Annotated in this window: 23 protein-coding genes; 11 read left to right on the forward strand and 12 right to left on the reverse strand. The window is 72.7% G+C overall.

The window, feature by feature from the left end; genetic code table 11:
• Nucleotides 1-61: 61 nt before the first annotated feature.
• The gene (locus tag ACZ3IG_RS13515; RefSeq protein ID WP_403542048.1) at nucleotides 62-532 is read left to right on the forward strand and encodes a Dps family protein; all 471 of its coding nucleotides are present in this window, start codon (nucleotides 62-64) and stop codon (nucleotides 530-532) included.
• Nucleotides 533-577: 45 nt separating this feature from the next.
• The gene (locus ACZ3IG_RS13520) at nucleotides 578-856 is read left to right on the forward strand and encodes a hypothetical protein (RefSeq protein WP_467431702.1); all 279 of its coding nucleotides are present in this window, start codon (nucleotides 578-580) and stop codon (nucleotides 854-856) included.
• A gap of 58 nt (nucleotides 857-914) precedes the next feature.
• On the opposite strand, the gene ACZ3IG_RS13525 is transcribed toward ACZ3IG_RS13520, so the two are convergent.
• Both ACZ3IG_RS13525 and ACZ3IG_RS13530 read right to left on the reverse strand, forming a co-directional pair.
• The gene (locus tag ACZ3IG_RS13525; RefSeq protein WP_467431703.1) at nucleotides 915-1,757 is read right to left on the reverse strand and encodes a DNA-formamidopyrimidine glycosylase family protein; all 843 of its coding nucleotides are present in this window, start codon (nucleotides 1,755-1,757) and stop codon (nucleotides 915-917) included.
• A gap of 86 nt (nucleotides 1,758-1,843) precedes the next feature.
• The gene (locus ACZ3IG_RS13530; RefSeq protein ID WP_467431704.1) at nucleotides 1,844-6,850 is read right to left on the reverse strand and encodes an ATP-dependent helicase; all 5,007 of its coding nucleotides are present in this window, start codon (nucleotides 6,848-6,850) and stop codon (nucleotides 1,844-1,846) included.
• Between the two features lie 158 nt (nucleotides 6,851-7,008).
• On the opposite strand from ACZ3IG_RS13530, the gene ACZ3IG_RS13535 reads away from it, so the two are divergent.
• The 3 genes from ACZ3IG_RS13535 to ACZ3IG_RS13545 are packed head-to-tail and all read left to right on the forward strand — an operon-like array spanning nucleotide 7,009 to nucleotide 8,890.
• Nucleotides 7,009-7,848: an AraC family transcriptional regulator gene (locus tag ACZ3IG_RS13535; RefSeq protein ID WP_467431706.1), complete on the forward strand. Its 840-nt coding sequence runs from the start codon at nucleotides 7,009-7,011 to the stop codon at nucleotides 7,846-7,848.
• Between the two features lie 20 nt (nucleotides 7,849-7,868).
• Nucleotides 7,869-8,585: an AzlC family ABC transporter permease gene (locus ACZ3IG_RS13540; protein WP_467431707.1), complete on the forward strand. Its 717-nt coding sequence runs from the start codon at nucleotides 7,869-7,871 to the stop codon at nucleotides 8,583-8,585.
• A complete protein-coding gene (locus tag ACZ3IG_RS13545; RefSeq protein ID WP_467431708.1) occupies nucleotides 8,582-8,890 on the forward strand; it encodes an AzlD domain-containing protein in 309 nt (102 codons plus the stop codon). Before ACZ3IG_RS13540 ends, ACZ3IG_RS13545 begins: the two co-directional genes overlap by 4 nt.
• 12 nt (nucleotides 8,891-8,902) lie before the next feature.
• Here ACZ3IG_RS13545 and ACZ3IG_RS13550 read toward each other — a convergent pair whose 3' ends face one another.
• Nucleotides 8,903-9,757 carry a hypothetical protein gene (locus ACZ3IG_RS13550; protein ID WP_467431710.1) on the reverse strand — a complete coding sequence of 285 codons (855 nt, stop codon included), beginning with the start codon at nucleotides 9,755-9,757 and terminating at the stop codon, nucleotides 8,903-8,905.
• 79 nt (nucleotides 9,758-9,836) lie between these two features.
• Here ACZ3IG_RS13550 and ACZ3IG_RS13555 point away from each other — a divergent pair, with 79 nt between their 5' ends.
• The 4 genes from ACZ3IG_RS13555 to recX all read left to right on the forward strand — a co-directional run bounded on the left by ACZ3IG_RS13555 (nucleotide 9,837) and on the right by recX (nucleotide 14,060).
• The gene (locus ACZ3IG_RS13555; protein WP_403542068.1) at nucleotides 9,837-10,031 is read left to right on the forward strand and encodes a DUF3046 domain-containing protein; all 195 of its coding nucleotides are present in this window, start codon (nucleotides 9,837-9,839) and stop codon (nucleotides 10,029-10,031) included.
• Nucleotides 10,032-10,091: 60 nt separating this feature from the next.
• Complete coding sequence (locus ACZ3IG_RS13560; RefSeq protein WP_467431712.1) at nucleotides 10,092-11,333, forward strand: AI-2E family transporter; 1,242 nt, start codon at nucleotides 10,092-10,094, stop codon at nucleotides 11,331-11,333.
• 546 nt (nucleotides 11,334-11,879) lie between these two features.
• A complete protein-coding gene (gene recA, locus ACZ3IG_RS13565) occupies nucleotides 11,880-13,004 on the forward strand; it encodes a recombinase RecA (protein WP_467431713.1) in 1,125 nt (374 codons plus the stop codon).
• Between the two features lie 3 nt (nucleotides 13,005-13,007).
• Nucleotides 13,008-14,060, forward strand: coding sequence for a recombination regulator RecX (gene recX / locus ACZ3IG_RS13570; RefSeq protein WP_467431714.1), 1,053 nt, complete (start codon nucleotides 13,008-13,010; stop codon nucleotides 14,058-14,060).
• A 101-nt stretch (nucleotides 14,061-14,161) separates the two neighbouring features.
• Here recX and ACZ3IG_RS13575 read toward each other — a convergent pair whose 3' ends face one another.
• The 8 genes from ACZ3IG_RS13575 to ACZ3IG_RS13610 form a co-directional block, all read right to left on the reverse strand.
• Nucleotides 14,162-14,623 carry a rhodanese-like domain-containing protein gene (locus ACZ3IG_RS13575; RefSeq protein ID WP_467431716.1) on the reverse strand — a complete coding sequence of 154 codons (462 nt, stop codon included), beginning with the start codon at nucleotides 14,621-14,623 and terminating at the stop codon, nucleotides 14,162-14,164.
• 161 nt (nucleotides 14,624-14,784) lie between these two features.
• Nucleotides 14,785-15,351 carry a cupin domain-containing protein gene (locus ACZ3IG_RS13580; RefSeq protein WP_467431717.1) on the reverse strand — a complete coding sequence of 189 codons (567 nt, stop codon included), beginning with the start codon at nucleotides 15,349-15,351 and terminating at the stop codon, nucleotides 14,785-14,787.
• 72 nt (nucleotides 15,352-15,423) lie between these two features.
• Entirely contained in the window at nucleotides 15,424-15,510 is an 87-nt protein-coding gene (locus ACZ3IG_RS13585; protein ID WP_358980702.1) for a putative leader peptide, read from the reverse strand.
• Nucleotides 15,511-15,590: 80 nt separating this feature from the next.
• The gene (locus ACZ3IG_RS13590) at nucleotides 15,591-17,219 is read right to left on the reverse strand and encodes an FAD-dependent monooxygenase (protein WP_467431719.1); all 1,629 of its coding nucleotides are present in this window, start codon (nucleotides 17,217-17,219) and stop codon (nucleotides 15,591-15,593) included.
• Nucleotides 17,220-17,600: 381 nt separating this feature from the next.
• Nucleotides 17,601-18,482, reverse strand: a complete 882-nt coding sequence (locus tag ACZ3IG_RS13595; protein ID WP_467431720.1) for an amino acid ABC transporter permease — start codon at nucleotides 18,480-18,482, stop codon at nucleotides 17,601-17,603.
• Nucleotides 18,479-19,147, reverse strand: a complete 669-nt coding sequence (locus ACZ3IG_RS13600) for an amino acid ABC transporter permease (RefSeq protein ID WP_467431721.1) — start codon at nucleotides 19,145-19,147, stop codon at nucleotides 18,479-18,481. The genes ACZ3IG_RS13595 and ACZ3IG_RS13600 overlap by 4 nt, the downstream gene beginning before the upstream one ends.
• Nucleotides 19,148-19,234: 87 nt before the next feature.
• A complete protein-coding gene (locus tag ACZ3IG_RS13605) occupies nucleotides 19,235-20,071 on the reverse strand; it encodes a glutamate ABC transporter substrate-binding protein (protein ID WP_467432452.1) in 837 nt (278 codons plus the stop codon).
• A 90-nt stretch (nucleotides 20,072-20,161) separates the two neighbouring features.
• A complete protein-coding gene (locus ACZ3IG_RS13610; RefSeq protein WP_467431723.1) occupies nucleotides 20,162-20,938 on the reverse strand; it encodes an amino acid ABC transporter ATP-binding protein in 777 nt (258 codons plus the stop codon).
• Between the two features lie 295 nt (nucleotides 20,939-21,233).
• Here ACZ3IG_RS13610 and ACZ3IG_RS13615 point away from each other — a divergent pair, with 295 nt between their 5' ends.
• On the forward strand, nucleotides 21,234-21,917 hold the full coding sequence (locus tag ACZ3IG_RS13615) for a response regulator transcription factor (protein WP_215172499.1): 684 nt from the start codon (nucleotides 21,234-21,236) through the stop codon (nucleotides 21,915-21,917).
• Nucleotides 21,918-21,926: 9 nt separating this feature from the next.
• Nucleotides 21,927-23,324: a sensor histidine kinase gene (locus ACZ3IG_RS13620; RefSeq protein ID WP_467431726.1), complete on the forward strand. Its 1,398-nt coding sequence runs from the start codon at nucleotides 21,927-21,929 to the stop codon at nucleotides 23,322-23,324.
• A gap of 22 nt (nucleotides 23,325-23,346) precedes the next feature.
• On the opposite strand, the gene ACZ3IG_RS13625 is transcribed toward ACZ3IG_RS13620, so the two are convergent.
• Entirely contained in the window at nucleotides 23,347-24,342 is a 996-nt protein-coding gene (locus ACZ3IG_RS13625; RefSeq protein WP_467431727.1) for a TAXI family TRAP transporter solute-binding subunit, read from the reverse strand.
• Nucleotides 24,343-24,369 lie beyond the last annotated feature (27 nt).

The following is a 24,369-nucleotide window of genomic DNA, read 5'->3' on the forward strand; positions in this document are numbered from 1 at the left end:
TGCGGTCATCGTGGAGGGACATGGCGGGGGCAGTGGACGGGGGCGGCCCACGGAGGTGCGGATGTACGTCGTGAAGAGCCCGTTGTCGGACGCGGACCTGAAGACCGTGTCGGAGGCGCTGCAGGGCGCCCTGGTCGACCTGGTGGATCTGGCCCTGGTGGCGAAGCAGATCCACTGGAACGTGGTGGGGCCGCGCTTCCGGTCCGTGCACCTTCAGCTCGACGAGGTCGTCAGCACCGCCCGCACACACTCCGACACCGTGGCGGAGCGTGCGGCCGCGCTGGGTGTCCCGCCCGACGGGCGCGCCGCGACCGTGGCCGTCGGCAGCGGGATCGGGGTGACGCCGGAGGGCTGGGTCGACGACTCGGCGGCGGTGGGCGCGATCGTGGTGGCGCTGGGTGCCGTGATCGGACGGATGAGGGAGCGGATCGCGGCCACCGGTGATCCGGATCCCGTGTCGCAGGACCTCTTCATCCAAGTCACCGCCGACCTGGAGAAGCAGCACTGGATGTTCCAGGCCGAGAACGGGTGAGACCGGTCCTTCCGGGGCGTACACGGGGCCTGGAGGTGACGGAGCATGCCGGGACGAATAGCCCGCCGGGGGGCTGCGCTGGGACTGGGAGCGGTGTGGTGGTGGGCGGTGCTGCGGCTGACGCTGACGTCCGACGCCGGTGTGCTGGAAGGAGCGGTCGCTGCGTCGGGGTGGGGGCTGAGTGTGCTGCCGGTGCACTGTGTGGCGCGGCGGAGGGCGGAGGGGGCGGTTCCGGAGGGGCGGTGGCGATGGGCCTGGCGGGAGTGGCGGGAGGGTGGGGGCGGCGACCGGCGCGGCGGTGGGCGCGGTGGTCGGGGACGGTGACGTGGACGGGCGCGGTGGGAGTGGCGTTGCGGGGCGTTCACCTTGACCGGAGCGGCTGTCATCTGCGGGTGCGGGAGCCGTGGCGGCGGGCGGCCGGGGACGTGGGGGACGGGGCCGGGCCCCGCTGGCAGGTGGGGCACCAGTAGGTCGGGCGGTCGCGGGAGCCGTCGCCCTGGTCGGCCACCCGGACCGAGGTGCCGCAGCGCAGGCACGGGCGGAGCGCGCGGCCGTACACGAACAGGTCCGGGTTGCGGCGGCCCGTGGTGTTGCGGACCGGGCGGTCGCGGTTCGCCGCCAGGAGCCGTACGGCGAGGGCGGGCAGGGCGGTGGCGCGGTCGCTGGGCAGGTCGCCGACGGGGAGCCACGGGGTGACGCCGAGCAGGAAGCACAGCTCGCTCTTGTACACGTTGCCGATGCCGGCCAGGTTGCGCTGGTCGAGCAGGGCGTCGCCGAGCGGACGGGCGGGGGCCGCCAGCAGGTTGGCCAGGGCCCGGTCGGGGTTCCAGCCGGGGCCCAGCAGGTCGGGGCCCAGGTGGCCGACGGCCCGGTCCTCGTCGGCGGTACGGAGGAGTTCCAGGACCGGGAGGCGGTAGCCGACGGCGGTGCGGTCGGCGGTGCCGAGCACCACGCGGATCTGGTGGGCGGGACCGCCGCTCCAGCGCCGGCCGGGGGCGAACACCTTCCAGGTGCCGTCCATCCGCAGGTGCGAGTGCAGGGTCAGGCCGCCCTCGATGCGGGTCAGCAGGTGCTTACCGCGCGGGGTGACGTCCAGGACCGTACGGCCGGTGAGGTCGACGGTGGCGTACTGGGGGACGCGGAAGTCGGTGACGGTGAGCACCTTGCCCGCGAGGGCGTCGTGCAGCCGTTTGGCGGCCTGCCAGACCGTGTCTCCTTCGGGCATGGGTCAAGGGTGGCACGGGGAGTACGCGGCGGGGTGGGTGTGCCGGGTGTGCGCAGGGGGTGCGCGCCGAGGCGTGCGGCTCTGCCTCACGCGCGGATCCGCAGGCCCCGGGGGGTGGCGATGAACCCCGCTTCTTCCAGGAGCGAGCCGAACGGGGAGGTCAGCGCGGCGGTGCCGTTGATCCGCTCCACGGTGACCGTGCCGACGGAGCCATCGCGCGCGGCGGTCGCGAGCGCCTCGGTGGCCGCCCGTAGCCGGGCGTCGTCGGTGACGGGGGTGTCGTGATCGGTGGGCCAGGCCAGCAGGGTCTTGCCCCCGCGCTCCATGTAGAGGGCCAGATCCCCGTCGACGAGCACCACCAGGGACCCCGCCTTGCGGCCCGGCTTGTGCCCGGCGCCGGCCGGGGGCTCGGGCCACGGGAGCGCGGCGCCGTACGCGTTGGCCGGGTCGGCGGCGGCCAGGACGGCGGCGCGGGCGGCCGGGGTGGCGGGGCGGTCACGGCGACCGGGGTGGCCGGGGGCGCCGGGGTGCCCAGGGCGGCCGGAGCGGCGGGGGCGCGCGGGACCGTGGGGGAAGCCGTCGCCGTAGGGGCTGCCGGTGCCGCGGGGGCCGCCGGCGCCCGGAGGAACGGGGTCGCCGTAGGTGTCGTAGGCCTCGTAGCCCCCGTGGCCGGCTGCCGGGGCCGGGGCGGCGAAGTCGGTGTCGAGGGCGGGGAAGGGGTCACCGGGGCGCGGGGATCCGCCGTTGGACCAGTCGGGCTCTCCGTCGGCCTCCGGGGCCGTGCGGGGCCCCGTACCGTCCTGGGGCGGGAAGCCGTCGGAGGGGCGTCCCCCGCCGGGCCGGCCGTCGCCGCGCTCGCGGGCGTTCGCGACCGCGCGGAGCCGGTCCACGGCGCCGTCCATCGCGAACTGGGCCGCGCCGAGCCCCTCCACCACGTAGCCGCGCCTGGCCTGGCCGCTCTCCTCGAAGACCGACAGCACCCGGTACGTCGCCGAGAAACCGCCCTCGACGCCCTCCGCCGCGACGGCACCCCGGGTCACCACGCCGTGCCGGTCGAGCAGGGTGCGGGCCAGTGCGTGGGCCCGCACCGTGGGGTCGGCCTCCTGGGCGGGCAGCAGCGACCAGCGGCCCGCGACGGTCGGAGGGCCCGTACGGGAGGCGGGGCGGGCGGCGGCCGTGAGGGAGCCGTAGCGCCCGCGGGGGACTCCGCGTCTGGCGCGGTGTGCGGTGGAGCCCGCGGTGCGGCCCGAGCCGAGGTAGGAGCGCAGGGGAGCGAGCGTGTCGTTGGTCAGCAGTCCGGACCAGGCCAGGTCCCACAGGGCGTCGGCGAGCTGCGGGTCGGTCGCCTCCGGGTGGGTCGTCGCCCGGACCTGGTCGGCGATCTGGCGGAAGAAGAGTCCGTAGCCGCCGGAGAGGGCGTCCAGGACGGACTGGTGGAGGGCCGTCGTCTCCAGGGGGTGCGGTGGGGGCAGGAGGAGCGGGGCCGCGTCGGCGAGGTAGAGGGAGAGCCAGCCGTCCTTGCCGGGGAGCGAGCCGGCCCCCGCCCACACCACCTCGCCGGCGGCGGTCAGCTCGTCGAGCATCGCGGGGCTGTAGTCGGCCACCCGGGACGGAAGGACCAGCTTCTCCAGCGCGGAGGCCGGGACCGAGGCGCCTTGCAGTTGTTCGACCGCGCGCACCAGGCCGTCGATGCCGCGCAGGGTGTGGCCCTTGCCGATGTGCTGCCACTGGGGGAGGAACTGGGCCAGCGCGGGCGGCGGCACCGGCTCCAGCTCGTGCCGCAGCGCGGCCAGGGAGCGACGGCGCAGGCGGCGCAGTACGGCCGCGTCGCACCACTCCTGGCCGATGCCGGCCGGATGGAACTCGCCCTGGACGACCCGGCCCGCCGCCGTCAGCCGTTGCAGCGCGCCGTCGGTGACGGCCACACCGAGACCGAAGCGGGCGGCGGCCGTGGCCGATGTGAACGGGCCGTGGGTGCGGGCGTAGCGCGCCAGGAGGTCGCCGAGCGGGTCCTTCACCGGTTCGGTGAACGCCTCGGGGACACCGACGGGGAGCGCCGTGCCGAGCGCGTCGCGCAGCCGGCCCGCGTCCTCGACCGCCGCCCAGTGGTCGGCGCCCGCGATCCGGACCTTGAGGGCGCGGCGGGCGGCGGCCAGCTCCGGGGCCCACTGCGGCTCGGCGCCGCGTGCGGCCAGTTCGGTGTCCGTGAGCGGGCCGAGGACTCGTAGGAGGTCCGCGACGCCCTCCACGTCCTTGACGCGACGGTCTTCGGTCAGCCATTGCAGCTCTTGTTCCAGCTCGGTCAGCACCTCGGCGTCGAGCAGCTCGCGCAGTTCCGCCTGGCCGAGCAGCTCGGCCAGCAGCCGGGAGTCCAGGGAGAGCGCGGCGGCGCGGCGCTCGGCGAGCGGCGAGTCACCCTCGTAGAGGAACTGGGCCACGTAGCCGAAGAGGAGGGAGCGGGCGAAGGGGGAGGGCTCCGGTGTCGTGACCTCGACCAGACGGACCTTGCGGGATTCCACGTCCCCCATCAGCTCGATGAGTCCGGGGACGTCGAACACGTCCTGGAGGCACTCGCGGACCGCCTCCAGCACGATCGGGAACGAGCCGAACTCGCTCGCCACCTCCAGGAGCTGGGACGCCCGCTGGCGCTGCTGCCACAGGGGGGTGCGCTTGCCGGGGTTGCGGCGTGGCAGCAGGAGCGCGCGGGCCGCGCACTCACGGAACCGGGACGCGAACAGGGCCGACCCGCCGACCTGGTCGGTGACGATCTGGTCGACCTCGCCCTTGTCGAAGAGGATGTCCGCGGCGCCTACGGGGGCCTGGTCGGCGTCGTACTCGGTGCCTGCCTTGCGCGGTTCCTGGTCGAGCAGGTCCAGGCCCATCAGATCGGCGTCCGGCAGGCGCAGCACGATGCCGTCGTCGGCGTGCATGACCTGCGCGTCCATGCCGTACCGCTCGGACAGGCGGGCGCCGAGGGCCAGCGCCCAGGGGGCGTGGACCTGGGCACCGAAGGGGGAGTGGACCACGACCCGCCAGTCGCCCAGCTCGTCGCGGAAGCGTTCGACCACGATGGTGCGGTCGTCGGGGATGTGGCCGCATGCCTCGCGCTGCTCGCCGAGGTAGGTGAGGACGTTGGCCGCGGCGCGGTCGTCCAGGCCGGCGGCGAGCAGGCGCAGCCGGGCGTCCTCCTCGGTGAGCGAGCCGACCTCGCGGAGGAAGGCGCCCAGGGCCCGGCCCAGCTCCAGCGGGCGGCCCAGCTGGTCGCCCTTCCAGAAGGGCAGCCTGCCCGGTACACCGGGGGCCGGGGAGACCAGGACCCGGTCGCGCGTGATGTCCTCGATGCGCCAGGAACTGGTGCCGAGCGTGAAGACGTCGCCCACCCGGGACTCGTACACCATCTCCTCGTCCAGCTCGCCGACCCGGCCGCCGCCCTTCTTCGGGTCGGCTCCGGCGAGGAACACGCCGAAGAGTCCGCGGTCGGGGATCGTGCCGCCCGAGGTGACGGCGAGGCGCTGGGCGCCGGGGCGGCCGGTGACGGTGCCGGCGACCCGGTCCCAGACCACGCGCGGGCGCAGCTCGGCGAAGGCGTCGGACGGGTAGCGGCCCGCGAGCATGTCCAGCACCGCGGTGAACGCCGACTCCGGCAGCGAGGCGAACGGGGCGGCCCGGCGGACCGTGGCCAGCAGGTCGTCGACCTGCCAGGTGTCCAGGGCCGTCATCGCCACGAGCTGCTGGGCGAGAACGTCCAAGGGGTTCGCGGGGATCTTGAGGGACTCGATGGCGCCGGTGCGCATCCGCTCGGTGACCACGGCGGCCTGGACGAGGTCGCCGCGGTACTTCGGGAAGACCACGCCCGTGGAGACGGCGCCGACCTGGTGGCCGGCGCGGCCGACGCGCTGGAGGCCGGAGGCGACGGACGGGGGCGACTCGACCTGGATCACGAGGTCGACCGCGCCCATGTCGATGCCCAGCTCCAGGCTGGAGGTGGCGACCACGGCGGGCAGGCGGCCCGCCTTGAGGTCCTCCTCGACCTGGGAGCGCTGCTCCTTGGAGACCGAGCCGTGGTGGGCGCGGGCGATCACGGGCGGGGCGCCCTGGGCGGCGCCCGAGCCGCCCATCAGCTCGGCGGGGGAGTGGTGCTCGTCCAGGGGGACGCCGGTTTCTCGTTCGTACGCGATCTCGTTGAGTCTGTTGCACAGGCGTTCCGCCAGACGGCGGGAGTTCGCGAAGACGATGGTGGAGCGGTGGGACTGGACGAGGTCCGTGATCCGCTCCTCGACGTGCGGCCAGATCGAGGGGCGCTCCGCGCCGTCGTTGCCGTCGGAGACCGGGGAGCCGCCCAGCTCGCCCAGGTCGTCGACCGGGACGACGACGGAGAGGTCGAACTCCTTGCCGGACGGGGGCTGGACGACTTCGGCCTTGCGGCGCGGGGAGAGGAAACGGGCGACCTCGTCGACGGGGCGGACCGTGGCGGAGAGGCCGATGCGGCGGGCGGGGCGGGGGAGCAACTCGTCGAGCCGCTCCAGGGAGAGTGCCAGGTGGGCGCCGCGCTTGGTGCCGGCGACCGCGTGCACCTCATCGAGGATCACTGTCTCCACGCCGGTCAGGGCGTCGCGGGTGGCCGACGTCAGCATGAGGAAGAGGGACTCGGGGGTGGTGATCAGGATGTCCGGGGGGCGGGTGGACAGCGCGCGGCGTTCGGCGGCCGGGGTGTCGCCGGAGCGGATGCCGACCTTGACCTCGGGTTCGGGCAGGCCCAGGCGGACGGATTCCTGGCGGATGCCGGTCAGCGGGCTGCGCAGGTTGCGTTCCACGTCGACGGCGAGGGCCTTGAGGGGGGAGACGTACAGGACGCGGCAGCGCTTTTTCGGGTCGGCGGGCGGGGGCGTCGAGGCCAGCTGGTCCAGGGCGGCCAGGAAGGCGGCCAACGTCTTGCCGGAGCCGGTGGGGGCGACGACCAGCACGTCCGAGTCCTCCGCGATGGCCTTCCACGCGCCTGCCTGGGCGGCTGTGGGCGCGGAGAAGGCCCCCGTGAACCAACCGCGGGTCGCGGGGGAGAAGCCGTCCAGGGCTCGGTGTGCGGAGCTGACCATGCGTCCATCGTGCACCCGGGCACTGACAATCGGGTCGGACGCGCGTGCCCTCGGCGCCCGTGCGGGTTCGGTGGAGGTGCGCGGAGCGCCCAGGGCGCGGGAGGCGGGGGCGGGGCCGTGGGTGCCGCGCGTTCCCCGGGGGTGAGGAGAATGGGCGCATGGGACACGGTGAGCGGGCACGGCACTGGCGGTTCGCCGCGTTGCCCGGTGTCGATCTGCTGCGGGCCCGGTACATACGGCAGACGTTCGTGCGGCACACGCACGAGCACTTCGTGATCGCGGCCATCTACGGCGGGGTGGAGGTCTTCCACCACGGCGGGGGCGATGTGTACGCGGGGGCCGGCGATCTCGCGCTGGTCAATCCGGACACTCCGCACACCGGTCGGGCGGGGGTGCCGGAGGGGTGGCGGTACGGGGCGGTGTATCCGTCGCCGGAGGTGGTGACGGCGATCGCCGGGGAGACCACCACGTTGCGGGGGACGCCCGGGTTCGTCCGGCCGGTGGTGAACGATCCGTACACCGTGGAGCTGGTGCGGCGGGTGCTGCGGGCCGCCGACGAGGGCGAGGCCCTGGCCGCCGACACGCTGCTGCGGGTGGCCGTGACCCGGTTGCTGCGGCTGAACGGCGGGACGCTGCCCGGGCGGGAAGTACGGTCGGCGGGGGCGCGGGTCGCGGCACGCGCGCGTGGCGTGCTGGAGGAGCGGATGGCCGATCCGCCCGGTCTTGAGGCGCTGGCCGCGGGGCTGGGGACCGGGCCGTTCGCGTTGCTGCGGGCCTTCCGGGACGCCTACGGCATGCCGCCGCACGCCTGGCTGACGGACGCCCGGGTACGTCGTGCGCGGCGGCTGCTGGACGCCGGGACCGCCCCGGCCGAGGCCGCGGCCTTGGTGGGGTTCACGGACCAGCCGCATCTGAACCGGCACTTCACGCGGATCGTGGGCGTTCCGCCGGGGGCCTATCAGCGTGAGCGCAAGAACGTACAAGACGCTCGGCGGTGATCGGTCCTACCGTCCGGGGCGTGGCAGCAGAACAGTCGGTAGTACAAGAGAACGTGACCAAGCCCGACGCGGCCGTCGTGCGGGACGCGCTGGGTGTCGGTGTCGCGGTGGGTCTGTCCGGGTTCGCCTTCGGGGTGACCTCGGCCGGTGGCGGGCTCAGCCTGGCGCAGACCTGCGCGCTCAGTCTTCTGGTGTTCACCGGGGCGTCCCAGTTCGCGCTCGTGGGGGCGCTCGCGGCCGGCGGCAACCCCTTCACGGCCGCGGCCGGGGCTTTCTTCCTGGGGGTGCGCAACGCGTTCTACGGGCTGCGGCTGTCGCAGTTGCTGGCCCTGCCGCGGGCGGTGCGTCCGTTCGCCGCGCAGTGGGTCATCGACGAGACGGCCGCGGTGGCGCTTGCCCAGCCGACGCGGCGGGCGGTGCGGATCGGGTTCACGGTCACGGGCCTCAGCCTCTATGTGCTGTGGAACCTCACCACGCTGCTGGGCGCGCTCGGGGCGGAGGCCATCGGGGACACCGATGCCTGGGGCCTCGACGCGGCCGGGCCCGCGGTGTTCCTGGCGCTGCTCGCCCCGATGCTGAAGACCTCGGTCGAACGGACGGTCGCCGGGCTGGCGGTGGTGCTGGGGCTCGGTCTGCTGCCGGTGCTGCCGGCCGGGACGCCGGTGCTGGTCGCGGCGCTGGCCGCGCCGGCCGTCCTGTGGGCGCGGGGGCGTCGCGGACGGGAGGACGCGCGGTGAGCGTCTGGATCGCGATCGGCTTGACCACGCTGGGGTGCTACGCGGTCAAGCTCGTCGGGCTGCTGGTGCCCGCGGACGCCTTGGAGCGGCCCGTGGTGCGCCGGCTGGCCGCCCTGCTTCCCGTCGCCCTGCTCGCCGCCCTCACCGCGCAGCAGACCTTCGCCGACGGACACGTGCTCGTGCTGGACGCGCGGGCCGCGGGGGTCGCCGCGGCGGCCGTCGCGCTGGTCCTGCGGGCGCCGTTCCTGCTGGTCGTCGGTGTGGCGGTGGCGGTGACCGCGGGCGTACGGGCCCTGGGCGGGTGAGCGGGCTCCGGGTCAGGTGACGGGCCGGCCGTGGGCCTGGAGGGTGCGCAGGGCGCTGATGGCCGCCCAGGGGCGGGCCTCCAGGGCGGCGGCCGGTGCCGAGCCGGGCCGGTGGACCGGCCAGCCGCCGTCGGCCTCCTGCGCGGACGCGAGGAAGTCCAGGGAACGCGCCATCTCGTCGTCGGTGAACCACGCGCGCGCGAGGGAGCGTGGTGTGCGGGCGTAGTCGTGCGGGAGGAGGCGACGCTCGCCGGACGGGCGGCGGGAGTCCGGGTCCAGTACCGCCAGGTGGTGCTCGCGCAGCAGGCGGCCCAGGCGGTCGGCGGTCGCCTCCGCGCGCGGGCGGTCGGGTACGGAGTCCAGGAAGGCCACCGCGGCCTGGATCTCGTAGGGGTCCCGGCCGCACAGTGACTCGGCCCTGAGCCAGCAGAACTCCGTGGCCCGGAAGAGCCAGGCGTGCCACACCCCGCTGCGGTGCAGCAGGCCGACCGCCGGGCCGGTGGCGGTCAGCGCGCCGGGCAGGGCGCCGTCCGGAGTGGAGACGGACGTCAGGTAGCGGCACGTGTGCTCGATGCGCGGTCCGGTGCGGCGTCCGACGGCGTCCAGGACGCGCAACGCGTACACGGTGTGCGGCACTTGGCTGTCCGGACCGCGCAGCGCGGGTTCCAGCGCGTGGCCGTACCCGCCGTCCGGGTTGCGGTAGGCGTCGAGCGCGGTCTCCACCGGGGCCGCGCCGGCGGCCCGGAAGTGGAACGCGAACAGGTGTCGTTCCAGCACGCGCGCGGTGAGCCACATGAACTGCTCGGCGCGGGCCAGCGGGGAGTGTGCCGTGGGCGTCGGGGGGAGCGGGACTGCGGTTTCGGCCATGCGACAGACCGTAGGGCGCGAAGCGGTCCCGGCAGGTGCCGTGGGAAGGGTCCGCACCCGGGGGCGGGATACTGGGGGCATGCGGTTGACGGTCTTCTGGCAGCGGATGGCGGAACATTTCGGTTCGGGCTACGCCGACACCTTCGCGCGCGACCACGTGATGGCGGAGCTGGGCGGGCGCACGGTGAACGAGGCGCTGAACGCCGGCTGGGACGCCAAGGACGTGTGGCAGGTGGTCTGCGAGGTCATGGACGTGCCACAGGAGAAGCGCTGAATCGTCACGAAGATCGCCGGACGGCATCCGGCTGTCGGTGGCATGGGCGAAACTGGGGCCGTGGCATCCACTGACGAGACCGGGCGGGAAGCCCCGCACCCATCCCCGTCCGGCCCGACGCCGCCCGGCGGGCCCGCGGCCGGGCCTGCCGCGGGCATGCCGCGCTGGCTGCCCAGGGCCATGGTGCTGGCCCTCACGCTCTACGCCGCCTTCCAGCTGAGCAGTTGGGCCTTCCACCAGCTCACCGGGCTGCTGATCAACGTTCTCATCGCGTTCTTCCTGGCGCTGGCCATCGAGCCCGCGGTGAGCTGGATGGCCGCGCGCGGCCTGCGCCGGGGGCTGGCCACCTTCCTCGTCTTCCTCGCGGTACTGATCGCCGCGGCGGGGTTCGTCACGCTGCTCGGCTCCATGCTCGCCGGGCAGATCGTCAAGATGGTCGAGGACTTCCCCGAGTACCTCGACTCCGTCATCAACTGGGTCAACGGCCACTTCCACACCGAGCTGAGACGGGTCGACATCCAGGAGGGCCTGCTCCGCTCCGACTGGCTGCGCAACTATGTGCAGAACAGCGCCACCGGGGTCCTGGACGTGTCCGCCCAGGTCCTCGGCGGCCTCTTCCAACTGCTGACGGTCACCCTGTTCGCGTTCTACTTCGCCGCCGACGGCCCACGGCTGCGCCGCGCGCTCTGCTCCGTCCTGCCGCCCGCGCGGCAGGCCGAGGTGCTGCGCGCGTGGGAGATCGCCGTGGACAAGACCGGCGGTTACCTGTACTCGCGCGGTCTGATGGCGCTGATCTCCGGCATAGCGCACTACGTCCTGCTGGAGATCCTGGAGGTGCCCTACGCGCCCGCGCTCGCCGTGTGGGTGGGGCTGGTGTCGCAGTTCATCCCGACCATCGGCACCTACCTCGCGGGCGCCCTGCCGATGCTGATCGCCTTCACGGTGAACCCCTGGTACGCGCTGTGGGTGCTGGGCTTCGTGGTGATCTACCAGCAGTTCGAGAACTACGTGCTGCAGCCCAAGCTGACCTCGAAGACCGTCGACATCCATCCCGCGGTCGCCTTCGGCTCGGTCGTCGCGGGCACCGCGCTCCTCGGCGCCGTCGGCGCCCTGATCGCCATTCCGGCGGTTGCCACGCTCCAGGCGTTCGTGGGGGCGTACATCAAGCGCTACGACGTCACGGACGACCCCCGTGTCCACGGACGCCGGGGCCGGGGGCCGGGGCCGGGAGCGGTCACGCGCGCGCGGCGGCTGTGGGCCAGGTGGTCGGCGGCGGGGCGGCCCGGGAAGGGGTCTTCCTGAGCGGACGGAGGGCTGCGGCGCACCTGTCCCGTGCCATCGCCCTCTCGAAAGGACGGACGATTCCGGGTGCGAGACCGAAGCCATGTCCGTTCAGCTCTCCGCGGTCACGGGTGTGCTCGCCGTCCTGACCACGGTTCCCGGCCCGACATGACCGGTGGTGCCTCGGTTCCCTGGGAGTCCGAGCACTGCTGGAGAGCCGGCGTGGCCGTTCGGTAGCCCGGGACCGGCGCCCCGGTGCGGTGTCGTCCTGACCGGATCCGGGGTCGAGGGCGCCGCCTCCCGGTCCTGAGGACCCGAGTACCGACGGCGCGTGTCCCGCTGGGGCGGCAGCCTTCGGCAGGGACGGGTGGTGCGCTTGACACGAAAATCGAACATCCATTCTTATGGGGGCGTCGGCGGGCTCCCACGGTGGGTGGTTCGTCTGGTTATGGACAGATATGCACCCGAGTTATCCACAGGTCGGACCTGCGTCGGGGCGCATTGTCAGTGGCAGGCGTTAGCGTCTTTGACGTGAAGCGATCGACTCAAGCAAATCGGGTGGAACCCATGGCAGGAACCGACCGCGAGAAGGCGCTGGACGCCGCTCTCGCACAGATTGAACGGCAATTCGGCAAGGGCGCGGTCATGCGCATGGGCGACCGCACCCAGGAGCCCATCGAGGTCATCCCCACCGGGTCGACCGCGCTCGACGTGGCCCTCGGCGTCGGCGGGCTCCCGCGCGGCCGTGTCGTGGAGATCTACGGCCCCGAGTCCTCCGGCAAGACGACCCTGACCCTGCACGCGGTGGCGAACGCGCAGAAGGCCGGCGGCCAGGTCGCCTTCGTGGACGCGGAGCACGCCCTCGACCCCGAGTACGCCAAGAAGCTCGGCGTCGACATCGACAACCTGATCCTCTCCCAGCCGGACAACGGAGAGCAGGCCCTGGAGATCGTGGACATGCTGGTCCGCTCCGGCGCCCTCGACCTCATCGTCATCGACTCCGTCGCCGCGCTCGTCCCGCGTGCGGAGATCGAGGGCGAGATGGGCGACAGCCACGTCGGTCTGCAGGCCCGCCTGATGAGCCAGGCCCTGCGGAAGATCACCAGCGCGCTCAACCAGTCCAAGACCACGGCGATCTTCATCAACCAGCTCCGCGAGAAGATCGGCGTGATGTTCGGCTCCCCGGAGACCACGACGGGTGGCCGCGCGCTGAAGTTCTACGCCTCGGTGCGCATCGACATCCGGCGCATCGAGACGCTGAAGGACGGCACGGAGGCGGTCGGCAACCGCACCCGCTGCAAGGTCGTCAAGAACAAGGTCGCGCCCCCCTTCAAGCAGGCCGAGTTCGACATCCTGTACGGCCAGGGCATCAGCCGCGAGGGCGGCCTGATCGACATGGGCGTGGAGAACGGCTTTGTGCGCAAGGCCGGCGCCTGGTACACGTACGAGGGCGACCAGCTCGGGCAGGGCAAGGAGAACGCCCGTAACTTCCTGAAGGACAACCCCGACCTCGCCAACGAGATCGAGAAGAAGATCAAGGAGAAGCTGGGCGTGGGGGTGCGTCCCGAGGCGCCGGCCGCCGAGCCGGGCAAGGACGCCGCGGCCCCCGCCGATCCGGCTGCAGCGGCAACGACGGTGACGGCGCCCGCTGCCAAGGCCGCCAAGTCCAAGGCCGCGGCTGCCAAGAGCTGACCCATGACGCGACGAACCGACTGGGCCGAGTACGACGCCTACCCGGCCACCCCGGTGCGTCGGCGTGGCCGGGGCGGACCGGGGGGACCGAGCGACGAGGGCTTCGCCGGAACGGGCGAGGACGGACACGGATACGGCGGTGACCTCGTGGAGGCGGCGGCCGACGGTACGGGGCAGGGGCACGGCCGCCGGTTTCCGTACGGTGACCCGTCCTCGTTTGACGGCCGGCCCCCGTACGACGAACCGCCCCCGTACGGCGCCGAGGAGCCGTACGGGGAACACGAGCCCGACGGGGGGCTTGGGCTCGACGGGGACTACGCGCCGGGTGGGCCGTACCGGGACGGGGCGGAGGGCGGCGGGAGCCACGGCGGCGGTCCACGCGGAGTCGGCGGCGGGGCGCGTCGGGGCGAGGGCCGGGCTCGGACCCGGGGTACGGGCGGTTCCCGGGGGCGCCGTGCGCGCGACCGTGGCGACGGGCCCGCAGAGGACGGAGGCGCCACTTCCTCGTCGAGGGCCGAGAAGGGGGAGCCTCCGCGGGACCCGGTCGAGCAGGCACGGGCGATCTGCCTGCGCCTGCTCACCGGGACCCCGCGCACACGCAAGCAACTCGCCGACGCCCTGCGCAAGAAGGAGATCCCGGAGGATGCCGCGGAGGAGGTGCTGTCCCGGTTCGAGGAGGTCGGGCTGATCAACGACAGCGCCTTCGCGGACGCCTGGGTGGAGTCCCGGCACCACGGCCGGGGGCTGGCCCGGCGCGCGCTCGCCCGCGAGCTGCGGACCAAGGGCGTCGACTCGGTCCTCATCGACGAGGCGGTCTCCCAGCTCGACTCCGAGCGGGAGGAGGAGACCGCGCGGGAACTGGTCGCCCGGAAGTTGCGCTCCACCCGCGGGCTCGACCGGGACAAGCGGCTGCGCCGGCTCGCGGGCATGCTGGCCCGCAAGGGCTACTCCGAGGGCATGGCCCTGAGGGTGGTCCGCCAGGCGCTGGAAGAGGAGGGCGAGGACTCAGAGGTCCTCGGGGAATGGGACGGGGACGGGGACACGACGTCGTTCTGACCAGGGTGGGCCGGGGCCCTGGGGGCCGGTACTGCGGCCGTGGGCCGGACACGGCTGATCAAACGGCTGATCACCGGGGGCCCGGCCGCCACCGCACTGCTCTACGGCGAGTCCGGTGCAGCCTGGACCGGTGGGTGCAGCACGGGCAGCCCCGCCGCCCGCCATGCCTGGAAGCCACCGGTCAGATCGGTGGCCCGGCGCAGGCCCAGGCGGTGCAGGGACTCCGCCGCCAGGCTGGAGGCGTACCCCTCGTCGCAGAGCACGACGATCCGCACGTCATGGCCGGTGGCCTCGGGGACGCGGTGGCTGCCTCGGGGGTCCAGCCGCCACTCCAGTTCGTTGCGCTCGATCACCAGGGCGCCGGGGATCAGGCCGTCCCGCTCCCGCAGTGCGGCGTACCGGATGTCGACCAGGAGCGCCTCGCCCGCCTCGGCGGCCCGGTGCGCCTCGCGTGGTCCGATCCGCTCGTAGCCCTGACGCACCCGCTCCAGCAGGGCGTCGATCCCCACCGGCGCGTCGGCCCTGACCGGCCCGCCGCCTCCCACCGGGCACTCGTCCTCCACCGGCCTGCCGTTCCCGACCGGCCTGCCGCCCCCGACCGGCCTGCCGTTCCCGACCGGCCTGCCGCCCCCGACCGGCCTGCCGTTCCCGACCGGCCTGCCGTTCCCGACCGGCCCGTCGTCCTCCGCCGGCCTCTCGACCCCCTCGCGTCCGTCCGAGCCGCTCACTGCCAGTCCTCCGGGCGTTCGACCTGCTCCAGGCGGAGGACGGGGCCGGTGCGGCTGTAGCGGCGCATCAGCGGCAGTGGCGGGTAGTAGGCGTGGACCGAGACGGCGTGCTGGTCCGGGGAGTCGTTGAGCACCTCGTGCACATGGTGCCGGCCGAAGGCACGCCCCTGCCCGGCCGTCAGCCGGCGTTCCCGGTCCACGCCGTCGGCCAGCTCCAGGGTGCGCCAGGCGTGGGTGGGCAGCCGGGCGGCGAGCGCGTTCTCCCTGAGCTCGCCGGCCGCGGTCACGAACGCCCCCACCGAGTCGGCGTGGTCGTGCCAGCCGGTGCCGGTGCCGGGCGGCCAGCCGATCAGCCACGCCTCGCTGCCGGCCGGCCCCTCCAGCCGTACCCAGGTACGGCCCTGGGGATCCAGCGGGAGCGAGGCGATGAGCGCGGTGTCGGCGGCGGCGCGCCGTGCGAAGGCGAGGAGATCGGCCTGGGTGGGCGCCGCGACACGGGCGGGCGAAGGGCCGGCGGAAGAGGAGGAGGGGGAAGACGGGAGGGAAGGGAACGAGACAGACACGGTTACCGTCCGGGAGTTCGCGGGAGCGCGCGGCGGCGTGCGAAACGGCGCGCGCGGGAGAAGGAGGCGAATTCAGCAGGACGGACGACACACGCAGCCTGCATAGCGGACGAGGTCCATATGGACCCTCCGCCACAGGTGCACGTCGGTGTCGGTCATGGTCGGGAGTACACCATGACCGCGCGGACCGGTCAACTCACCGTCACCACGCGGACAGTGCGGTGGCGGTGAGTGGTGTCTCAGCCGGAGGCCGCCGATGCCCGGGCCGCGGATGCCGAGGCCGATGCCGACGCGGCGGGCCCCGCCGCCCCGCCCAGCGCCGCCTCGGCCGCCGTGTACAGGTCGGCCGGGCGGACCCCGTTCAACGCCGTGACCAGGTGGCCGTCGGGCCGCACCAGCAGCACGGTGTGGGCGCCGGCGCCCGGGTAGCTCTCGGCGACGAGCAGTTCGGCGCGGTACGGCAGCGCGGTCACCGCCGCGGCCAGCCGGGGCATGATGCCGGCGGTCACCCAGTGCCTGCGCTCCCACACACCGGTACCCGGCGCGACCAGCACCACCAGCAGCGCTCCGCGCCCCAGCCGGTCCCGCAGCCGGACGAAGGTGCCGTCCTCCGCGGTCACCCGTACGTCGCTGACCTGCTCGCCCGGTGCCGTACCGACCGCGATCTCCCCGTCGAGGTGCGGAGGTGCGAGCGGCGAATCGGTGTACGCCCCCGGCGCACCGAGCGTTCCGCGCCCCAAGTGACCGTCCGTGAGCAACGCGTCGTGCCCCCGGGACGAGCCGGGGACGTACCCGCGCAGTCCGCCACCGCCGCGCAGCAGAGGCAGGGCCTGGTCGGCGGCGCGCAGCCGTGCGGCGACCGCCGTGCGCCGCTCCGCCTGGTAGCTGTCGAGCAGCGCCTCGTTCGGCCCGTGGTGCCAGGCCAGCGCCAGTTTCCAGGCCAGGTTGTCGGCGTCCCGCAGCCCCTCGTCGAGCCCCTGGGTGCCCAGCGCGCCGAGCAGGTGTGCCGCGTCCCCGGCGAGCAGCACGCGGCCGGCACGCCAGCGGCGGGCCAGCCGGTGGTGGACGATGTGGACGCCGGTGTCGAGGAGTTCGTACGCCGGCGCGGTTCCCCCGTGCCAGCCGGCGAGGGTCTCGCGGACGCGGGTGACCAGCAGTTCCGGCGTGACCAGGTCCTTGCCCGGCGGCAGCAGCCAGTCCAGGCGCCACACCCCGTCGGGCAGGGGACGGCCGGTGATCTCGCCGGCCGACGGGCCCGACGTACGCCACGGCGGCGACCGGTGGAGCAACGCTTCTTCACCCCACGGCAGCTCGGTGCGCAGGGCGGCGACGGCGTGCCGTTCCACCGCGGTGCGGCCGGGGAAGCGGATGTCCTGGAGTTTGCGCACGGTGGAGCGCGGGCCGTCGCAGCCGACCAGATAACTGCCGCGCCACCAGGTGCCCTTGGGGCCGCGGGTGTGGGCGGTGACCCCGGAGGGCTCCTGCTCCACGGCGTCGACGCGGCCGTCCACGGCGATCTTCACGTGGGACTCGCGGGCCAGGGCCGTGCGCAGCGCGCCGGTCAGCACGTGCTGGGCGATGTGCAGCGGGGCCGGATCGGCGTCGTCGAAGGTGATCTCGCGCGTCACCTGCCTGCGCCGCATCGACCGCCATCCGGCCCAACGGAAACCGGCCCGGCCGAGCGGCGTGCCCGTGAGCCGTTCCAGGAGGGCGACGGTGTCCTCGGGCAGGACGACGGTGCGCGCGGGGCGGGGTTCCTCCTTGCCCGGTCCCTCGTCGAGGACGACGCAGGGCACCTCCTGCCGGGCCAGGGCCAGGGCGAGCGTGAGCCCGACGGGCCCCGCTCCGACGATGATCACCGGGTCCACGGCGCGGCGCCCCCTGCCCGCTGCGGTGTCCGCCGGGACACAGGTGAACAGGACATTGGAGCAGGGTGCACGATCACAGAACGTATGCAACCCATTGCCGGTGTCCCCGTCAAGCGACGGAGGCAGTGGCGATCATGCCACTGCCTCCGTATCGGCCACGCCGATGGTCGTACTGGTGGTCGAACCGATACTCGCGCTGCCGGCCGTGCTGACGCCCGTACGGCCGGCACTGGCGTCCGTACCGGCCGTACTGGCGTCCGTACCGGCCGTACTGGCGTCCGTACCGGCCGTACTGACGGTCGTATCGACCGGTACTGGCGCCCGTCCCGGCCGTACTGACGCTCGTACGCCGCACAGGTGCTCCGCCGAGGTGACCGGCCGTCAGACCGTCGTGGCCCCGGCGTTCGCCTGGTCGTCGGTCGCCTTGAGGACCGCGCCGGTCGACTTCTTGCCCTGCCGCAGCCGGCGCTCCAGCCAGCTCGCGAAGCTGGTGAGGGCGAAGTTGATCGCGATGTAGATCACCGCCACCACCGTGAAGCTGGCGATGGTGTTGGCGCCGTAGTAGCCGCTCATCGTGTTGGCCGAGGACAGCAGCTCGGGGAAGGTGAGGACGGCGCCGCCGAGGGCGGTGTCCTTCACGATCACGACGAGCTGGCTGACGATGGCCGGCAGCATCGCGGTGACCGCCTGCGGCAGCAGGATCAGCCGCATCAGCTGGCCCTTGCGCAGACCGATCGCCATGGCCGCCTCGGACTGCCCCTTGGGCAGGGTGAGGATGCCCGCCCGGACGATCTCGGCGAGGACCGAGGCGTTGTACAGCACCAGACCCGTGACGACCGCGTACAGCGGACGGTCGTCCGAGCTGACGTCGGTGTACTCGGCGAACAGCGCCAGGCCGAAGATCATCAGGACCAGGACGGGGATGGAGCGGAAGAACTCCACCACGATCCCGGCGGGGATCCGCACCCAGGCGTGGTCCGACAGCCGGGCGATGCCGAACACGGCGCCGAGCGGCAGCGCTATCACCACCGCGAGGGCGGCGGCCTTGAGGGTGTTCTCCAGGCCCGGCCAGATGTACGTCGACCAGGCCTCGGTGCCGGTGAAGAACATCTCCCACTTCGCCCACTCCAGCTGGCCCTTGTCCTGGAGGGTGGTGATGACCCACCAGAGCAGGGCGGCGAGGGCGACCACGAAGACCGCGGTGAGGACGATGTTGCGCCGCTTGGCCCGGGGGCCCTGGGCGTCGTAGAGAACGGAGCTCATCGCTTCACCGCCACCTTCTTGCCCACCCAGCCCAGGATCAGGCCGGTCGGCAGCGTCAGAATCACGAAACCGAGGGCGATGACCGCGGAGATCAGCAGCAGCTGGGCCTCGTTCTCGATCATCTCCTTCATCAGCAGCGCCGCCTCGGCGACACCGATCGCGGCGGCCACCGTGGTGTTCTTGGTGAGCGCGATCAGCACGTTCGCCAGCGGTGTCACCGAGGAACGGAACGCCTGGGGGAGCACCACCAGGCTCAGCACCTGACTGAAGCTCAGGCCGATGGCCCGCGCCGCCTCGGCCTGGCCGACCGGCACCGTGTTGATGCCGGAGCGCAGCGCCTCACAGACGAACGCCGAGGTGTAGAGGATCAGGCCGAGGACGGCGAGCCGGAAGTTGAGCGACTCGAAGTCGCCTTCGGCGCCGAGGTAGACGCCCAGGGTCTGGCTCAGGCCCAGGGACGAGAACAGGATGATGACGGTGAGCGGAATGTTCCGCACGATGTTGACGTACGCGGTGCCGAAACCGCGCATCAGCGGGACCGGGCTGACGCGCATGGCGGCCAGCAGAGTGCCCCAGATCAGGGAGCCGACGGCCGACAGCAGGGTGAGCTGCACCGTCGTCCAGAAGGCTCCCAGCAGGTCGTAGTCTTCCAAGAAGTCGAACACGATCTCCCGCGCTTCCGCGTGTAGGGGTGCCCGGACAGGGCGCGCCGGCCCCCACCCGGGACGGCGCACCCTGTGTCAGGCGCGGCCTCAGCTCTTGATGTCGCCGATCTTCGGCGCGGGCTCGTTCTTGTAGTTCGCGGGACCGAAGTTGTCCTTCACGGCCTTGTCCCAGGCGCCGTCGGAGACCATGGCCTCAAGGGCGGTGTTGATCTTGTCCTTGAGATCGCTGCCCTTCTTGACGCCGATGCCGTAGTTCTCGTTGGTCATCTTGAAGCCGCCGAGCTTGAACTTGCCCTTGAACTGCGACTGGGCGGCGTAACCGGCGAGGATCGAGTCGTCCGTGGTCAGCGCGTCGATGGCGCCGTTCTGCAGGCCGGTCAGACAGGCGGAGTAGGTGGGGTACGGCTGCAGCTGCGCCTTGGGGGCCAGCTTGTCCTTGATGTTCTGCGCGGAGGTCGAGCCGGTGACCGAGCAGAGCTTCTTGCTGTTCAGGTCCTCCTGCGACTTGATGGAGTCGTCGTCGGCACGGACCAGCACGTCCTGGTGCGCGAGCAGGTACGGACCGGCGAAGTCGACCTTCGCGGCGCGCTCGTCGGTGATCGAGTAGGTCGCGGCGATGAAGTCGACGTCACCGCGCTGCAGCATGGTCTCGCGGTCGGCGCTCTTCGACTCCTTCCACTCGATCTGGTCCTCGCTGTAGCCGAGCTTCTTGGCGACGTACGTCGCGACGTCCACGTCGAAGCCCTCGTAGCCGTCCGGCGTCTTCTGGCCGAGGCCCGGCTGGTCGAACTTGATGCCGATGGTGATCTTCTTGCCGCCCCCGGAGGAGCCGCTGTCGTCGCCGTCGTCGGAACCGCAGGCGGTGGCGGACAGGGCGAGGGCGAGCACGGTGGCCGAGGCGGCGGTGACCTTGAGGAGCTTCATGGTGAACATCCTTTGACTGTGTTCAGACGAGCAGATGAGGGCCGTCGAGCGCGGGTGACGTGGACCGGTGACGCGGGAATGCCGGTCGCGTCAGTGGTGCAGGATCTTCGACAGGAAGTCCTTGGCGCGGTCGCTGCGCGGGTTGCTGAAGAACTGGTCCGGCGTGGCTTCTTCGACGATCCGGCCGTCCGCCATGAAGACCACACGGTTGGCCGCCGACCGGGCGAAGCCCATCTCGTGCGTGACCACGATCATCGTCATGCCGTCCCGGGCGAGCTGCTGCATGACCTCGAGGACCTCGTTGATCATCTCCGGGTCGAGCGCCGAGGTCGGCTCGTCGAAGAGCATGACCTTCGGGTCCATGGCCAGCGCCCGGGCGATCGCGACACGCTGCTGCTGGCCGCCGGAGAGCTGGGCCGGGTACTTGTCCGCCTGAGCGCCCACGCCGACCCGGTCGAGCAGGGCGCGCGCCTTCTCCTCGGCCTTCGCCTTGTCGACCTTGCGGACCTTGACCTGGCCCAGGATCACGTTGTCGAGCACCGTCTTGTGCGCGAAGAGGTTGAAGGACTGGAAGACCATGCCGACATCGGCCCGCAGCCGCGCCAGCTCCCTGCCCTCCTGGGGCAGCGGCTTGCCGTCGATCGTGATGGCTCCGGAGTCGATCGTCTCCAGGCGGTTGATGGTGCGGCACAGAGTGGACTTACCGGACCCGGAGGGCCCGATCACCACGACGACCTCGCCGCGGGCGATCGTCAGATCGATGTCCTGGAGCACGTGCAACGCGCCGAAGTGCTTGTTGACATTCTTCAGTACGACCAGGTCGCCGGTCTCGGCCACTTCCTGCTTGGCCACCGATACTTCGGTCATCGCTCTGAGGCTCCGTCCTCCTCGGTTTTGGAGGACAGTAGTGACGCCGCACGACCTGCGTCATTACATCTGAGGGGAATCTGAGCATCACGATCCGATAGCAATCGGACACGTGTCGTAGCACTTGCCGGCAGGGCGCATATCGGCCGGATAACTTCGGGGTCTCCGCAACCGGAACCCCCTTGACGCCGTCCCTGTCCATCAGCGTGACTGCACGGGTACGCGCGCGTGCCGACGCGTTCGTGATCGTTGTACTCGTGCCGAGCGTACGGCGGGTGAACCGAAGGGGGACCGGATGAGACTGCTGCTCGTCGAGGACGACAACCACGTCGCCGCCGCCCTGTCCGCGATCCTGGCCCGCCACGGCTTCGACGTCACCCACGCGCGCAACGGCGAGGAGGCACTGCGCGCACTGGTCCCCGAGAGTGACGGCTTCGGCGTCGTCCTGCTCGACCTCGGCCTGCCCGACCAGGACGGATACGAGGTCTGCGGCAAGATCCGCAAGCGCACCGCCACCCCGGTGATCATGGTGACCGCCCGCTCCGACGTCCGCTCCCGCATCCACGGCCTCAACCTGGGCGCCGACGACTACGTGGTCAAGCCGTACGACACCGGGGAACTGCTGGCCCGTATCCACGCCGTCAGCCGGCGCACCGCCCACGAGGACGCGCCGGGCACGGAGCACGAGGTGCGCCTCGGGGCCGTGCACATCGAGCTGGCCACGCGCCAGGTGCGGGTGGACGGTACGGTCGTCCAGCTCACCCGCAAGGAGTTCGACCTGCTCGCCCTGCTCGCCCAGCGCCCCGGGGTGGTCTTCCGCCGGGAACAGATCATCAGCGAGGTGTGGCGCACCAGCTGGGAGGGGACCGGGCGCACCCTGGAGGTGCACGTCGCCTCCCTGCGCTCCAAGCTGCGCAGGCCGGCGCTGATCGAGACCGTACGCGGCGTCGGCTACCGCCTCGTCGCCCCCACCGCGTAGCGGGTCCGGGTGCGCGCTCGTCTGCTCCCGCTGCTGATCGTCCTGATGGCGGCCGTGCTGCTCGCGTTCGGCGTGCCGCTGGCCGTCAGCGTGGCCCGGGCCGAGCAGCAGGAGGCGGTCGTCGACCGCATCGACGACACGGCACGGTTCGCGGCGCTGGCCCAGTTCGTCGGCGACGCGCCCTCCGGGTCGCGCACCACGCCCACCGAGCGCCTGGAGACCCTGCAGAGCGAGCTGATCAGCTACTACGAGGTCTACGACATCCGGGCGGCCGTCTTCTACACCAATCACATCCCCATGGCCAACGCCCCGACGACCTGGTTCCTCCCCCAGGAGGGCGAGGCGCGGGACGCCTTCGAAGAGGCGCTGCTCAGCCGTCGTAGCCACGACCCCGAGCAGGTGTGGCCGTGGGAGGAGGGCCGGCTCGTGGTCGCCTCACCGGTCATCCGGGACGGCGACGTCGTCGCGGTGGTGGTCACCGACTCGCCCACCGGACCGATGCGGTCGCGGACCCTGAACGGCTGGCTGGTCATCGCCGCAGGCGAGATCGCCGCGATGTTACTGGCCGTCGGCGCCGCCCTCCGGCTCACCGGCTGGGTGCTGCGTCCCGTACGCGTCCTGGACGCCACCACCCACGACATCGCCACCGGACGTCTCAAGTCCCGGGTCGCCCCGTCCGGGGGACCCCCGGAACTGCGGCGCCTGGCCCGCTCGTTCAACGAGATGGCGGACAACGTCGAGGACGTGCTGGAGCAGCAGCGCGCCTTCGTCGCCGACGCCTCCCACCAGCTGCGCAACCCGCTGGCCGCGCTGCTGCTCCGCATCGAGCTGCTCGCCTTCGAGCTGCCCGAGGGCAACGAGGAGATCGCCTCCGTGCAGACCGAGGGCAAGCGCCTGGCCCAGGTGCTGGACGACCTGCTCGACCTGGCGCTGGCCGAGCACGCCGCGCCCGACCTGAGGGTGACCGACGTCGGCGCGCTGGCGTCCGAGCGGGTCGCGGCCTGGTCGCCGACCGCCGCCGCCAAGGGCGTGGTACTGGCCGGCGACTGCCCGCCGACCACCGCCTGGGCGGACCCGGTGGCGCTCTCCAGCGCCCTGGACGCGGTGATCGACAACGCGGTGAAGTTCACGCCCGAGGGCGAGACCGTCCAGGTCACGGTCGCCTCCGACGGCACCGCCGCGACCGTCGTCGTCGCCGACCGCGGCCCCGGTCTGACCGACGAGGAACTCTCCCGCGTCGGCGACCGTTTCTGGCGCAGCGGCCGGCACCAGAACATCAAGGGCTCCGGCCTCGGCCTGTCCATCTGCCGCGCCCTGCTCGCCGCGGGCGGCGGCACGATGAGCTACGGCCACCACCATCCGCACGGGCTGGAGGTGACGGTGTCGGTGCCCAGGCACCAGCCGTGACGAGCAGGGCCGACCGTGACGGTCAGGGCTTGACGGAGGCGTAGTAGCGCCGGGCGCCCTCGTGGAGCTGGAGGGGGTCGGTGTAGATCGCCGTACGCAGGTCGACCAGCTGGGCGGAGTGGACGTGCGCGCCGATGCCGTCCCGGCTCTCGATCACCGTCCGGGTCAGCCACTCGGTGATCCGGGGGTCTGCGTCGTCCCGGGTGATCAGTACGTTGGCCACCGCCATGGTCGCCACCGGGTAGCCGGTCTGCACCAGGGGGTAGGCCGACTCCGGCACGTTGGTGGCCCGGTAGTAGCGCGTGGGACCGGGCTGGTCGTGCAGCTCGGCGACGATCTCCTCCTCGATGGGAACGAACCGGAACGACGGCTTCTTGGCGATCCGCTGCAGTCCGTCGGTGGGCAGTCCGCCCGACCAGAAGAACGCGTCCAGACCGTTCCCCAGCCGCTCCGGCCCGGTGTCGATGCCGTCGGAGGCCGGCGTGATGTCTGACACCGGGTCGATCCCCGCCGCCTGGAGCACCCGGGTGGCGATCAGCCGCACGCCCGAGTCCGGCAGCCCGATGGCCACCCGCTTGCCCCGCAGGTCGGCGACGGACTGGACCGTCGAGTCGGCCGGGACGACGAGCTGTACGTAGTCGTCGTACAACCGCGCCACACCGCGCAGCCGGTCCGCGCCGGGGCGGTCGTCGAACGCGTACGTCTCCACCGCGTCGGCCGCGGCGACCGCGTAGTCGGCCTTGCCGGTCGCCACGCGCGCGACGTTCTCCTGCGACCCCGCGCTGGTGAGCAGCCGCACCTTCAGGCCCGGCATGTCCTCGCGCAGCTCGGTGCGGAGCAGTTCGCCGTACTCGTGGTACACACCCGCGCGCGTGCCGGTGCTGAACGTGATCGTGCCCTTCGGCGGCTTCTCGCCCAGCGGCAGCAGCCACCACAGCAGCAGACCGAGCGCGACGACGGCCGCCGCCGCGCCCTGGAGGACACGGCGTGCGCCGAAACGGGAGAACAGGGTGGGCATGGCCGCGATCCTGCCAGCCCGCATGCG

It is taken from the genome of Streptomyces sp. NPDC016677 (genome assembly GCF_055562815.1).

What these genes read in the sequence shown, in the direction of transcription:
- ACZ3IG_RS13520 (WP_467431702.1), top strand. Translation starts at nt 578, where the DNA reads ATGCCGGGACGAATAGCCCGCCGGGGGGCTGCGCTGGGACTGGGAGCG.
- ACZ3IG_RS13525 (WP_467431703.1), bottom strand. Translation starts at nt 1,757, where the DNA reads ATGCCCGAAGGAGACACGGTCTGGCAGGCCGCCAAACGGCTGCACGAC.
- ACZ3IG_RS13625 (WP_467431727.1), bottom strand. Translation starts at nt 24,342, where the DNA reads ATGCCCACCCTGTTCTCCCGTTTCGGCGCACGCCGTGTCCTCCAGGGC.
- ACZ3IG_RS13530 (WP_467431704.1), bottom strand. Translation starts at nt 6,850, where the DNA reads ATGGTCAGCTCCGCACACCGAGCCCTGGACGGCTTCTCCCCCGCGACC.
- ACZ3IG_RS13605 (WP_467432452.1), bottom strand. Translation starts at nt 20,071, where the DNA reads ATGAAGCTCCTCAAGGTCACCGCCGCCTCGGCCACCGTGCTCGCCCTC.
- ACZ3IG_RS13550 (WP_467431710.1), bottom strand. Translation starts at nt 9,757, where the DNA reads ATGGCCGAAACCGCAGTCCCGCTCCCCCCGACGCCCACGGCACACTCC.
- ACZ3IG_RS13610 (WP_467431723.1), bottom strand. Translation starts at nt 20,938, where the DNA reads ATGACCGAAGTATCGGTGGCCAAGCAGGAAGTGGCCGAGACCGGCGAC.
- ACZ3IG_RS13595 (WP_467431720.1), bottom strand. Translation starts at nt 18,482, where the DNA reads ATGAGCTCCGTTCTCTACGACGCCCAGGGCCCCCGGGCCAAGCGGCGC.
- recA (WP_467431713.1), top strand. Translation starts at nt 11,880, where the DNA reads ATGGCAGGAACCGACCGCGAGAAGGCGCTGGACGCCGCTCTCGCACAG.
- ACZ3IG_RS13585 (WP_358980702.1), bottom strand. Translation starts at nt 15,510, where the DNA reads ATGACCGACACCGACGTGCACCTGTGGCGGAGGGTCCATATGGACCTC.
- ACZ3IG_RS13555 (WP_403542068.1), top strand. Translation starts at nt 9,837, where the DNA reads ATGCGGTTGACGGTCTTCTGGCAGCGGATGGCGGAACATTTCGGTTCG.
- recX (WP_467431714.1), top strand. Translation starts at nt 13,008, where the DNA reads ATGACGCGACGAACCGACTGGGCCGAGTACGACGCCTACCCGGCCACC.
- ACZ3IG_RS13535 (WP_467431706.1), top strand. Translation starts at nt 7,009, where the DNA reads ATGGGACACGGTGAGCGGGCACGGCACTGGCGGTTCGCCGCGTTGCCC.
- ACZ3IG_RS13515 (WP_403542048.1), top strand. Translation starts at nt 62, where the DNA reads ATGTACGTCGTGAAGAGCCCGTTGTCGGACGCGGACCTGAAGACCGTG.
- ACZ3IG_RS13615 (WP_215172499.1), top strand. Translation starts at nt 21,234, where the DNA reads ATGAGACTGCTGCTCGTCGAGGACGACAACCACGTCGCCGCCGCCCTG.